Genomic DNA, 13192 nt, shown 5'->3' with positions numbered 1-13192 from the left:
AAAGACCGATGTTTTTCAAGCAAGTTATCACTAGTGGCGTCGCCTAGTTAACTAACGACAGCCGTTCTTTGTCGCAAATCTACAGCCTTACGTGCAGCCTCTAGTGCATCATCGATTGAAAAATTTAGGCCACTATCCCATACCGCATCATCTTTGCAGATAGCCCATTCAAAGCCTTCATTGTGTCGATCAGGATTTGGTTCGATATAAATTTGATAGTTGAGATATTCTTCTTCATAGGTGGTTTACATAACTAAGCCCTCAGTGTTCATGCGGTGAATTATCAATGAATTTGTGCGCCACTTCTACAGTCGATAAGTCTCATTAATGATTGACTTGTTCTGCATCAAATCGGCTTTTCAGCTGATTTAGGTAAAGCACAATATCGGCCATGGCTTCTAGTTCGACGAGCGCAGGGCTCGCTTTCGTTTGTAGCTCTGGATATTCATTATCCCCAAAGTTTTCAGCCTCGACCACCGTATAGCGGCTGTTGCTTTCATCTTCCCGTAGCCCAACTGCAGCATGATCAACCCACAAAATGTAGTAAACGTCATCAAGCTTAAAGTAAAAGCTTGGACACATATCGTTGGCACTACTTTGATCAACCAAAAACGGGTATTTGCTCAAGCTAAAACCTAAATCGAAATCGGCTCCAAATTTCTTTTTATATAGCATAAATCTCTCCTTTAATTACAGATAAAGGTTGTAGTTTAAAGTATTTATTTACAATGGGTTATAATATTTGTTGGATGATTATCCAACTGTCCTGTTTCTACAGTTGGAAGATAGTACTTTTTAAAGAGGTTAAGTGTGTTGGTATAAACAATAATCATCTAGGTAATGCTGCTAGTGACCTAACATAGGGATATATCAGATAGGTTTTTGCTGTTTTTAGCTAAACGTCAATTGTTTAAGCAACCAGAGTTATCTTCATTTAGGCTTTTTTATGCATCAGTAACTGGGTGCTGTTCACTAAAACCTTTCAAAAATGCATGTGTTGATGTGCCACAGGCAAGGCAAACCTGCTCAAGCTCTAGGATTTTGAGTTGACGTTCCCCGCTCTCGTACTTGGATACGAAACTTTGGGGCTTTCCTAATTTAAGTGCAAGTTCACTTTGATTGAACCCAGCCATTTTACGCATGGCTTTCAGCTCATTACGCAAAGCTTCTTCGCGATCCGACCATATTTTTTTCATGCTCGGATATTAGAGTAAGTTGCAAAATATCCCATTTTGGGATATTTTGTTTCTACATTAAATGAAGGAGTAGGAATGTATGAAAGTGATCAGGATAATTAAACAGTGTAATGCTCGGTACAGTATGGTTTGTGAGGATTGTGGTGCAACATTCTTCTCTGAGAGCCAGAATGCTCGATGCCCTCAGTGTGGTTCTTTGTCTACCCACTAAGGTTATTTGATAGTGGAATACATAAGTAAGGGGCTGCCATATGGCAGCCCCTTACTTATGTTGTAGCTTTAAATAAAGGAAAGAGCTATTTCATTGGGCTACAAGTCGCAAGTTTCTGGCATTATGCGCAAGGCTTACGTTTCCTTTAGCTGCTTCCATAATGTACTCACTCCACCATGTCATCATCACTCGACGGCGCTCAAGGTAAATACTGCGGTTATAGGCACTACGTACTTGGTTTTTATCCGTGTGAGCAAGGGCCTCCTCTATTACGTCAGGATCAAAGCTTTGTTGTAGTAGTCTAATTCTCTTCCTCCGTACACTGTAACCAGTATTCAATATACTGGAGCTTTTTTATGTTTGATGATGAAGTTGTAAAGCTGAGGGATTCTTTGGTAGGGGGGGTTAAGCTACGCCGTGTAGAGCTAGGCTATAACCAAGTGGAACTTGTCAGATCATTTGTATCGAGTGTTGAACGTGGATAGCTTCAATGTGGTAACTGGCACGAGCGCTAATTTGTAATCCTTCGGATATCAGGATAAAGGCAGAAAGGTTATATGAGACACGTTGACTGCTATGCAATAATCTTTCAGAGAGGTCTGCATTGAAGTTTTACCAAAAGTAATGCTTTAAGTAATGCTTTTTGAAGTTATGGTTTAATTTGTTTTTATTATTCATGTATTTACATTGTTAAGTCGAAGGCCTCTCTCGCCAAATTCTTAAACAAAAACAGCGACTTACGAGTCGCTGTTTTTGTTTTGGGAACTATTTGGGATCCAAATGTGGATTTTAATATAGTTGTTTAGCCTAAAATCTCCCTTCCAATCATTTTTTCCGGTTTTACCTTAGTGATATTCTTTCACTCATTCAGCACTTATCTACCCATCTTAGGCATACATGCAGTTGGTATGTTATCAAGTGTAGGTGTGTAAAAAATCATCTATGTTAGTTCGACAATTTCTAGAATTATTTGATGGGGTGAAAACAACTGAAATGTTGCTTAGCTAATGTGAAGGGAAGAACAGTTGAAATGTTGAAACCAGCATTGTTCCGGTGATTTTTTAGAACCTTAATAATGCTGGATATTGGCATGCTTATTTTATCTAATGTAAGCAGCTCTATAGTTACCCTTGAGCGGTTGTGAACCGTTCAAAAATAGAATTTATCTTTTGGGATGCGCTATCTCGTTCTACTTTGTTTGGAGATTTATTCCATTTAAGATAGTGTTTCTCTGCTGTTAAGACGCTTGCATGGCCGAGTTGTTTTGAAATGTACGTTTGATTAGCACCTTCATTACATGCTAAGGATGTAAAAGTGTGTCGGCAATGGTTTGGTTTTGTCTTGCTGACGTTGATAACCTTCAGAAAATGATAAAAATCCTTTCTAAATTTCTGTTCGTTTTGATAGCTTGTTTGTGTATCCATGCATAGCAAGACGAATCGGACATTTTCTTGTTTGATTTGTTTATAATCCGCACCAAGAGTCTTGATTGTTTGTTGAGGTGATAGTTCATAGAACCTTTTCTTCATTTCATTCAGCATCCAAAGCGCAGGATCTAAAATATCGACTTGACGAGATTCGACGCCTCTTACTTTTAAGGTTTTATATTTTCCATCTACTCTCGCTCTGCGGATGGTAATAATTCTTTTTTCTAAATCAATATCCTCCCAAGATAAACCCATTAGCTCTGAAAACCTGAGCCCTGCGCAACAATTGAACAATATAATAAGTGCAATCATTGGGTTAATAGAAATACTATTCTGAATTTTGTTAAGATCCTCGATCGTGAATAATTTTTCAGTGATTGTGCTATCGCCATGACCCTGCTTAATTTTCATTCTTCGTAAATTGATCGGCGACTTTACTAAATCACCGTTGTCGACGGCATTTTGTAAAAGTGTATCCAGCAGCCTGATCGTCTCATTCACTGTTTTCCATGCCAACGTAGATAATTGTTCGTTACGAAACTTAAAGACATCATTTGAGTTAATTTCAAGTATATTTTTTTCACCAATAGCCAATGAGATACGCTTAAAGTGACCTTTATAGCTTTTGACTGTAGCGGGAGCCAAGGTGGGATAGTGGTTTTTTGTATAGTTTTCTATTAAGTCATTAATAGTTAAAGGGACTTTGGTATTATTTCTTTTATAATTAGCGAACGCGAGTTCCAACTCGGCTGGCGATAACTTCCGCCATCCATCTAACTTAGATATCACGGAAACAATTTCTAGAGATGTAAGGCCCACATACAGTGTTTGTTTATAAGTCCTGTTTTGTCGTTTAAACACAGCTCTTAACGAATTACCATGTACTTCAATATTTTTAATTTGATGCTGATTTATTACCCCTTTTGCTTCAGCAGGTGTTAGTTGCACTGTATTTAAAGGAAATTGTTTCACTGTGCTTAATTCCCTTGTTCATTGATTAATACGTCAATTGCTTCGTAGTGAAACATATTCGTACCATCGAATTTCTTGTAATGAATCCCTTTAATCAGCACCTTACGACGAATTTTGCTCTTAATTGCGTTATAAGTTAACCCTTTGTAACGTTCCAAAATTTCTGCAGTGACCCATCCTAGTTTTTGAGACATATCTTAACCTCGCATTTTGTTGGTATGAGGTTATTGTCATCGAAGTGATTTGGCGCTGAAAATTTTGATTATGCTTTCTTTGCTTTTTATTTTTGTAACCCAAGCTTCATAGGTTTTTTATGTTGCTGATTTTTAATTATTTTATTCTGATTTAAGGTTTGTTGTCGAGCCAGGCAACACTACTGATATTTAAAAAAATTATTTTTGAATTGACTACTTTTTAGGGCAGTTCTTGGAGTGATTATTTTGTTTAGGAAGGAATTTAAGCTGAGTTTCACAGTGAAGATTCCTTTTAATATCATTAATTTAAGTTAATATCAAGGTATATTTCATACTTTGGATAGACAAGATGTTAATGACAGTTGAGCAAGCGAAATTGTTTTGTAAGAAAAAAAATATTAAACATCTAGATATTCGCTCAAGTACCTGCGTCCGAATGATGTTTAAACTTAACTCAAAACTATACCGTATGGCATTAGATGATATTGAGTGCACTGAACAAGGATTGTTACGCGCATCAGTAATCGTTAGTGATTTGAAAAATCTAGCAAAATATAATCATGAGCAATTTTTGAAGCAACTTGATAATTATCATTTCATTCGAGAGGAACAGCTTGAAGCTAAATTCTTCAATCATTACATTGACGCTTTTTTGAACGCGAAAAGGATAACGTTAGCGCCATGTACGATTAAAAACTACGAGAATAAGATTCTGACGCATATCGTGCCTCGCTTTGCAAATGATGCAGTTGATAAAATTAAGCCGTTAGATATTGAATCATGGATGAATACTAAACTAGCGTATTTGAGTAACAAAACGATTAAGGAGATTTTAAGCATTTTAAATCAGATATTTACCTTTGCGCTGTTGGATGAGGCAATATCGGTTAATCCGCTGGATAGGTTAAAATCGACTAACGTTACAAATCTCAAAGTGTTAACGCAAGTACCAGATCCATTCTTAGCCGAAGAGATAACCCAAATAGCATCAGTGGCCACAGATAGACAATCTGAAGTCAATATGATCATTTGTAATTGCTTTCTCGGTCTAAGGGTCAGTGAGTTGATGGCGTTGGCATGGGAAGATGTTGACTTAGAGAACGATACAATTCATATCTCGCGTGCAGTCGTTGAAGGCATTTACAAAAAGCCAAAAAACCTATCTAGTAACAGGCATATAGAGTTACTCCCGCAGGCAAAAACAATACTCATTGATCAGCGTGATAATTATAATTATTCTGCACTAGAAACGATTAATGTGCTTCGAGAGGACAATAAGTCTATAGAGAGGCAGCGTGTTCACTTTGTATTTTGTAATAGTAATACTAGAAAAGCATACACTTCAGATGCCCACTTGAGACAAAGATTTTATTGTTACCACTTGAAGAAAGCTGGGATTCGTTTTAGAGGGCCAAGTCAAACGCGGCATACCTTTGCATCGCACTTAATTTCGGCAGGACTACCTTTATCTTGGGTTGCTCGGCAAATGGGACATACCAGCATAAAGATGATCGAGAAACACTATGGTAAGTGGCTACCAACGCAAAAATACTGCATGAGAGAAATGGCTGAAAAAGCTTTCACATTTTGATTTAAATGATTGAAATTACTTAAGGTTAATTTATGCCAAAAATAGTATATGTAGACATGGACGATGTGCTTGTAAATTATACAGAAGCTGTAACCTTTAAAAAACTCCAGAAACCTGAGCAGGCATACCCTCAAGCTGAATTGGGATTTTTCAGCTGCTTAGCCCCTAAAGTAGGTGGCATTGCTGTGATGAAAAAGATGCTCGAACATCCAGAAATTGAGCCTTATATAGCCACAGCGCCAAGTTTGCAAAATCCATTGTGCTATATGGAGAAGCGGATTTGGGTAGAGCAACACTTAGGCATGGAATATGTCAGTCGTCTTATCATCATTCCGAACAAAGGATTGCTGAAAGGAGATATTCTTATCGATGACCACGTTGAAGGAAAGGGCCAAGAGTTTTTTAAGGGGTATTTGTGGCAGTTTGGTTCGATACGCTTTCCAGACTGGAGTGCTGTTGAGATTGAGTTATTTAATAACTTTCTCAGATGATGACGCCTTACTTAATAGTCAAGCTAACTGGCGAAAGTTGTTGGCTCGAAGTGGTGGTTGAGCCAGATTGATTTCGATGCGATTTAAATAAGGAAACTGCTTAAACATTTAGGCAGATTCCTTACTATGGTCACGGATTTCAGCGTTTTTTCTTATCTATTTCTTTGGCTTACATCTTTTCACAAGCACTATGCTGCCAATAATCATTAGCGCAATTGGTAGTAAAAATTCCATCATTTTTCCTTAACCGCCCTATAGGCGTCATTCACTAATTTGTCTGGTTAGTTACGTTGAGGTTTAGCAAAACCGGAACATCATGTACTTAAAACGCACCCATGGATCCTCGGGCTCGGGTGTATTTGCATAACGTCTATCATAGGCTAAAACACCGAAGGCGTACTTAATATGCAGTATTAACGGAGGTAAAAGGCAATTCATATCCTCAGTATAGATAAACCAGCAAAAGCACATGATAGTGATAATGCTCAAAAGGACTAAAGGTATCCATTTGGCAAGTGTTTTGTCGTTTAGATGACGGCGCATAATTAGAAACCATCCCCAAATCCACTGTCGAAATCGCAGCTAAATGTGTCGTTAGGCAATGACCAAGCATCATCGCTTATGCTGCTATTACACGCCGATGTGTCGGATTCAGTAATGCCAAATGGGTTGCCATGCACATCGATTCCTGTGTTACCTATCATAGGTGTGCCATCAATGTTTACGATCGGGCCGTTGTGATTATTGTCAGTCATGCTGTTATTCCTTTAATGTGATTAAGAGTAAAGCTCCTAAATTGACATTAATGAAAAAAAGCACTTTTTCAAGCATATTTTTCGCAATGGTGGACAATAAAAATGTTGAGTGAGTTTTGTAGTTTTTCTTTCATTTTTTTATCTTGTCTCGGACTTCACACTCACATTATTGACGACATTTTAATGCTGAGCTTGCAGGTTGGCGTTAACAGAATGTGCTTTTGACGAGCAAAAATCGGTACGATTTTCTGCGACAAAAGTGCTTGTGATAACAAGCTTTCAAGCGCGGATTTGGGCGATTACGCAGTAATGGCTCAAAGGAGCACGCGCATGTACAGCTGGTCTGTACTAACCGCATTTTAGTTTTGCCTCAGCAAAATTTAGGGGTGAATTTGGCACAAATACACCCCTAAACCCCAGACTTTTCGTGAGAAAAGTGAGCGAGACGCGAGGGGGAATAAGATGGCACATCGCCCCCTCGACGTGAGCGGCGAAAATGCGGTTAGTACAGAGCGTAGCTCGGTGCATGCGCGTCTGATGTCGTGGAGTGCTAGAACGGAGTTCGTAAGCCAGCGTCGATGACGAGTCATCAGAGCTGGCGGGCGCTTCAGGGCATCTGAGTCGTTTGCGCAGCAAGTGACTCATCAGCCAAAGGCTGGCTTGGTAGCGATGTTCATCGCTATTTTCATTCCGACAGGATGAAAGCAGTTTATCGTGATGAAAATCTGCAACTATTCACTCAAAAATATCATCAATGCGTTAAATTTGTCCCCTCGATGGCTAGTTAATTGTACCCATTTAATCAAAGGTATTTTTAATGACATCACACAGTAGCGCAAAGGATAAATCGGTCGCGAATCTTCCACTTCGATACGACCCGTTTTTGAATTTCGATATGCAATATCGACCTGGTGTAAATAACAATAAAACGGGGAAAATCCGCCGCGAGTTCACCATGAAATTGGTGGCTCGATTCGGTCTGATTTCACCGAGTAACATTGCTTGGCTCTATGGCATCAGCCATCGGCAATCTCTGGAGCATTTAAATAAGCTTGTCCAAGAGCAACTGCTCTGCCTCGTTACTACCCATCGTTCCCACGATGGCCGTGTTTATACACTCACTTACAGTGGCGCAAAATACGCCGAAGAGTTACTGAATGTTGCAGTCTATTATCGTGCGAAAGAGCATCCGGCGCTGCAAGTGAACCAGAACACTTTAATGCACGACTTAATCATGCAGTTTGTGTTGTTGAAAGGCATCCATCATCACAAGCCTAATGGAGAGCCAAATCCGCTATGGTGTGCCATGATGACTGAACCCGAGTTTAAACGGCGTTTTACTCACAGCAGCGTGCGAAATGTGGATGGGATAGTGAGGGAGGTGGATGGAACAATTTGTGCCGTCGAAATGGAGCATTCCTTTAAGACAAAAGCCGCGCGGCAAACCATTTTATTGAAATGGCATGATGGAATAGGGCAAGGCTACTACGATAAGGTCATGCTGTTTTCTCAATCCTTGCACATTTTTAGCGACATTAAACGACTTCATGAGCAGCTCTATGATGAGCTAACCACAAGGCCTGATAAAAAGACTCGTCAGCCTTTATTAACCGCGCAAGATGCGGCATCACTTAAGCAACGAATTATCTATCGTACTCTGCTGTGTGATGAACTCACCGAAAGGTTTTATCGCTAACAAACAATCTCTAATTTCCACAAACGACAAAAGGCACCTAAGTGCCTTTTGAAGGGTATACAAAGATTTTACAATGCATTACCAGTAGATGAAGTCGGCTGCACACTTTGGTACTGCCATCTGAAATAATAATTTTTTATTATTTCAGCCTGTTAAGGCTTCATTGCGAGGTCGTCCCTGTTCCCCACATAGATAAGTAAGCACATCCTCGGGCAAATTAATCAGTTGATTGGATATTTATGATGAAATGTCCACGTTATTTGGTTTTGATGTAAAACACAAAATAAGATAATTACAGGGTAATTGCTGTTCTAACCCTAGGTTACTTAAGGGCTTTGTGGCAAACTCAATAACCAGAATATTCGGTTATCTATCTAGAGGGAATTGGATTAGTAATGGTCAACCATAACGCGAGCATCAATAAAGCAAAGTTAACCGAAACAGACATCATCACAAAGTTCATCATGCCTGCGGTAAAAAATGCGGGTTGGGATGATATGACGCAAATTCGCCAGGAGGTGAAGTTGCGTGATGGTAAGGTGATTGTTCGGGGTCAAATGGGCATGCGCACAACGGTTAAGTCAGCCGACATTGTGCTCTACCATAAACCGAGTATGCCGCTGGCGGTGATTGAGGCTAAAGCGAATAAGCATGAAGTCGGTAAGGGCATACAACAAGCACTCGATTATGCTCATTTGCTCGATGTTCCCTTTGTGTTTGCCTCTAACGGCGATGGTTTTATATTCCACGACAAGACCCATGCCATCACAAACAGCCCGGGCACGCCAGAGGCTCACAACCTTGAATCCGAAATCCGCTTAGAAGATTTTCCTAGTCCTGAAGAACTCTGGGCTAAATATTGTATTTGGAAAGGTTATACCGCAGCGCAGTTACCTATCATTAACGAAGCCTATTACGATGACGGCACGGGTAAGCACCCGCGTTATTATCAGTTGCAAGCCATCAATAAAACCGTTGAAGCTATCTCATCGGGTAAAGATCGGGTATTGCTGGTGATGGCAACGGGCACAGGTAAAACCTACACAGCATTTCAAATCATCTGGCGGTTATGGAAATCCCGTGCCAAGAAACGCATTTTATTCCTCGCTGACCGTAATATTTTGGTCGATCAAACTCGCATAAACGATTTTCAGCCCTTTGGCACATCGATGACCAAAATTACTGGCCGAACAGTCGATCCTGCTTATGAAATCCATCTAGCACTTTATCAAGCACTGACTGGCCCTGATGAGAGTCAAAAAGCGTTTAAACAAGTCGCTCCAGACTTTTTTGACCTGATCATTATTGATGAATGTCATCGTGGCAGTGCCAGTGACGACAGCGCTTGGCGCGAAATTCTCGAGTATTTTAGCAGTGCCGCGCAAGTGGGCTTAACCGCAACCCCAAAAGAAACCGATGAGGTCTCTAACTCTGATTATTTTGGCGATCCGCTTTACACCTATTCGCTCAAAGAAGGTATCGACGATGGTTTCTTAGCGCCTTATAAAGTGGTTCGGGTGGATATTGATGTGGACTTACAAGGCTGGCGACCCACAAAGGGCCAAATCGACAACAATGGCGAAGTTATCGAAGACAGGATCTATAACCAAAAAGACTTTGACCGCACTATGGTGATTGATGAGCGTACTCAGTTGGTGGCCGAAACCATAACTAACTACCTTAAACGCACCGATCCTATGGGTAAAACCATTGTTTTTTGCAACGATATTGATCACGCCGAACGGATGCGACGCGCACTTGCCAATCTTAACCCTGAGCAAATGGCGAAAAATGACAAATACGTTATGAAGATCACCGGTGATGATGAACTCGGCAAAGCCCAGCTGGATAACTTCATCAACCCTAAAAAGGCCTATCCGGTTATTGCGACCACCTCAGAACTCATGACCACAGGTGTCGATGCGAAAACCTGTAAGTTAGTGGTGCTCGATCAAAATATTCAATCCATGACTAAATTTAAGCAGATCATCGGTCGCGGCACTCGAATAGATGATAAATACAATAAGTTATGGTTTACCATTCTGGATTTCAAAAAGGCAACCGAGTTATTTGCCGACGAACGTTTTGATGGTACCCCTGAAAAAATCATTAAAGTGACGCCAGAAGACATTGAAGATGAAGACGTGGATATTGATGCCGCTGATGATGAACCAAACGAGGAAGATGTTCAGGGGGACATTCAAGATGAGCAACAAGGCGAAGGCCAAGACCAAGACAACACCAAAAATGATCCTCAAGGCGATGGTAGCTTTGATGAAAGTGAATGGGACGAAGGCGAAACTCGTAAGGTTAACAAGTACCGCGTATCTGGCGTGACAGTCAGCAAAGTTGCTGAGCGGGTGCAGTATTACGACAGCGACGGCAAACTGGTCACTGAATCCTTTAAGGATTACACCCGTAAAACCATGGCGAAACAGTTCAGTTCGCTTGATGAGTTTGTCAGGCGTTGGAATGACGCCGACCGTAAACAAGCGGTAATCGATGAGCTGGCGCAAGAGGGGATTATTTGGTCTGCACTTGAGGAAGAAGTGGGCAAAGACATGGATCCCTTCGATATGATTTGCCATGTCGTCTACGACCAACCGCCGTTAACCCGCGCTGAACGGGCTAATAACGTTAAAAAACGTAATTATTTCACTAAATATTCCGACACGGCCCAAGCCGTACTCGAGAATTTATTGGTAAAATACGCCGATGTGGGCGTGCAAGAAATTGAAAATCTGCAAGTGCTTAAAGTTCAGCCATTTAATGACATAGGCAGTTTAAGTGACATCATCAAAAAAGGCTTTGGTGGCAAACCCCAGTACGAACAAGCCATTAGTGAGTTAGAAGCCGAAATCTACCAAATAGCACAATAATCAGTCTAATAAGCAGTGCGTACTTTGGTGCGTTTTACTTACAACTAAAAATTAAGCGTTAAGCATTAAAAACGAAAAGAGAAATTTATGTCTATCAGTTCAGCCGTTAAATCTATTCAAGACATTATGCGTAAAGATGCCGGCGTCGATGGCGATGCCCAGCGACTAGGCCAAATGTCTTGGTTACTGTTCTTAAAAGTATTCGATGCCCAAGAAGAGCAGTTAGAGCTAGAACTCGATGATTACAGTACACCTATCCCGAGTGATTTTTTATGGCGCAATTGGGCGGCCGATAACGAAGGCATCACAGGTAACGAGCTACTTGAATTTGTCAATGATGAGCTATTCCCTGATCTTAAAAATCTCACCGCACCAATAGATAAAAATCCTCGCGGTTATGTGGTAAAAGCGGCGTTTTCAGATGCTTTTAACTACATGAAAAACGGCACGCTTTTGCGCCAAGTCATCAATAAACTCAATGAAATCGACTTTACCGACTCAAACGAGCGGCATTTGTTTGGTGACTTGTACGAGCAAATATTAAAAGACTTACAAAGTGCTGGTAACGCGGGCGAGTTTTATACCCCGCGTGCCATTACTAAGTTTATTGTGGCGGTAACCGACCCCAAGCTGGGTGAGTCGATTATGGATCCGGCCTGTGGTACCGGCGGCTTTTTAGCTTGCGCTTTTGACCACGTTAAAGCCAACTACGTTAAAACAGCAGACGACCATCAAACCCTGCAACAGCAAATATTTGGTGTGGAAAAAAAGCAATTACCGCATTTATTGTGTACCACCAACATGATGTTGCACGGCATTGAAGTGCCGGTGCAAATTAAACACGGCAACACCTTAAACAAACCGCTTTCAAGTTGGGACGAGCAGGTTGACGTTATCATCACCAATCCACCCTTTGGTGGCACCGAAGAAGACGGCATTGAAAAAAACTTCCCCAGTGAGTTTCAAACCCGCGAAACCGCCGACTTATTTTTACAGTTAATTATTGAGGTGCTAGCCCCTGCAACAAATGGCAAGGGCGGCCGCGCCGCCGTGGTATTGCCCGATGGCACCTTATTTGGTGAAGGCGTTAAAACCAAAATCAAAAAAATGCTGCTCGAAGAATGTAATCTGCACACCATAGTGCGTTTACCTAATGGTGTGTTTAATCCTTACACGGGCATTAAAACCAATATCCTGTTTTTCACTAAAGGCCAGCCCACCAAAGACATCTGGTTTTACGAGCACCCTTATCCAGCAGGGGTAAAAAACTACAACAAAACCAAACCGATGAAGTTTGAAGAGTTTGAAACAGAACTTGCGTGGTGGGGCGATGAAGCCGATGGTTTTGCAGCGCGGGTCGAAAACGAGCAAGCATGGAAAGTCTCCATCGACGACATTATTGCCCGTAACTACAACCTCGATATTAAAAACCCCCATGTGGGCGAAGTGGTAAGCCATGATCCGCAAACCTTGTTAGCCGATTACGCTAAACAACAAGCGGATATTCAAGCCTTGCGTGACCAACTCAAAGGCATCTTGTCTGCCTCATTATCGTCACCTTCGGCAGCATCAGACGGTGAGGGCAAGTAATGGCTGATTTATCCATAACAGACACTCACGCTCGCAATATCAAAGCCACGCCAACGGCTGAAAATTTAATTACCACTCACCTTGATATTTGGACGACTGCGATAGAGCAAAAGTCTTCAGCAGGCCGTGGCAGTTCCAATAAGTTTTCGCTTTATGGCGGCCTTGTTTCCTAAATAGGTTGAACTAAAAC

The 13192-nt window shown here is 41.1% G+C and carries 11 protein-coding genes and 1 pseudogene; 6 read left to right on the top strand and 6 right to left on the bottom strand.

What is annotated here, in order from left to right; all coding sequences use genetic code 11:
• Nucleotides 1-324 precede the first annotated feature (324 nt).
• The 5 genes and pseudogenes from DYH48_RS10790 to xisR all read right to left on the bottom strand — a co-directional run bounded on the left by DYH48_RS10790 (nt 325) and on the right by xisR (nt 4000).
• Nucleotides 325-675, bottom strand: coding sequence for a hypothetical protein (locus DYH48_RS10790; protein WP_115334765.1), 351 nt, complete (start codon nt 673-675; stop codon nt 325-327).
• A 269-nt stretch (nt 676-944) separates the two neighbouring features.
• Nucleotides 945-1196 (bottom strand): helix-turn-helix domain-containing protein, encoded by a 252-nt coding sequence (locus DYH48_RS10785; protein WP_115334764.1) that lies wholly within the window; start codon nt 1194-1196, stop codon nt 945-947.
• Between the two features lie 301 nt (nt 1197-1497).
• A pseudogene (locus DYH48_RS24195) lies at nt 1498-1707 on the bottom strand (integrase); the annotation flags it as partial.
• 824 nt (nt 1708-2531) lie between these two features.
• Nucleotides 2532-3806 (bottom strand): tyrosine-type recombinase/integrase, encoded by a 1275-nt coding sequence (locus DYH48_RS10770; protein ID WP_115334763.1) that lies wholly within the window; start codon nt 3804-3806, stop codon nt 2532-2534.
• Nucleotides 3807-3811: 5 nt separating this feature from the next.
• Entirely contained in the window at nt 3812-4000 is a 189-nt protein-coding gene (gene xisR, locus DYH48_RS10765; protein WP_014620713.1) for an excisionase family protein, read from the bottom strand.
• 349 nt (nt 4001-4349) lie between these two features.
• On the opposite strand from xisR, the gene DYH48_RS23820 reads away from it, so the two are divergent.
• Together DYH48_RS23820 and DYH48_RS10755 are read left to right on the top strand one after the other, a co-directional pair.
• Complete coding sequence (locus DYH48_RS23820; protein ID WP_115334762.1) at nt 4350-5591, top strand: tyrosine-type recombinase/integrase; 1242 nt, start codon at nt 4350-4352, stop codon at nt 5589-5591.
• A 32-nt stretch (nt 5592-5623) separates the two neighbouring features.
• Nucleotides 5624-6082, top strand: a complete 459-nt coding sequence (locus DYH48_RS10755; RefSeq protein ID WP_107950150.1) for a 5' nucleotidase, NT5C type — start codon at nt 5624-5626, stop codon at nt 6080-6082.
• Nucleotides 6083-6627: 545 nt separating this feature from the next.
• Here DYH48_RS10755 and DYH48_RS10745 read toward each other — a convergent pair.
• Nucleotides 6628-6837: a hypothetical protein gene (locus tag DYH48_RS10745; RefSeq protein WP_107946796.1), complete on the bottom strand. Its 210-nt coding sequence runs from the start codon at nt 6835-6837 to the stop codon at nt 6628-6630.
• Between the two features lie 817 nt (nt 6838-7654).
• Here DYH48_RS10745 and DYH48_RS10740 point away from each other — a divergent pair.
• The 4 genes from DYH48_RS10740 (at nt 7655) to DYH48_RS23695 (ending at nt 13175) form a co-directional block, all read left to right on the top strand.
• Nucleotides 7655-8533 carry a hypothetical protein gene (locus DYH48_RS10740; protein WP_107946797.1) on the top strand — a complete coding sequence of 293 codons (879 nt, stop codon included), beginning with the start codon at nt 7655-7657 and terminating at the stop codon, nt 8531-8533.
• Between the two features lie 395 nt (nt 8534-8928).
• Nucleotides 8929-11412 carry an EcoAI/FtnUII family type I restriction enzme subunit R gene (gene hsdR / locus DYH48_RS10735; RefSeq protein ID WP_115334761.1) on the top strand — a complete coding sequence of 828 codons (2484 nt, stop codon included), beginning with the start codon at nt 8929-8931 and terminating at the stop codon, nt 11410-11412.
• Nucleotides 11413-11499: 87 nt separating this feature from the next.
• Nucleotides 11500-13002 carry a type I restriction-modification system subunit M gene (locus DYH48_RS10730; RefSeq protein ID WP_115334760.1) on the top strand — a complete coding sequence of 501 codons (1503 nt, stop codon included), beginning with the start codon at nt 11500-11502 and terminating at the stop codon, nt 13000-13002.
• Nucleotides 13002-13175, top strand: a complete 174-nt coding sequence (locus tag DYH48_RS23695; protein ID WP_172481179.1) for a hypothetical protein — start codon at nt 13002-13004, stop codon at nt 13173-13175. Before DYH48_RS10730 ends, DYH48_RS23695 begins: the two co-directional genes overlap by 1 nt.
• Nucleotides 13176-13192 lie beyond the last annotated feature (17 nt).

The sequence above is a fragment of the Shewanella baltica genome, from assembly GCF_900456975.1.
GTDB lineage: Bacteria > Pseudomonadota > Gammaproteobacteria > Enterobacterales > Shewanellaceae > Shewanella > Shewanella baltica.
Note: the sequence above shows the minus strand (reverse complement) of the source record. Positions and strands in the feature narration are given on the sequence as shown.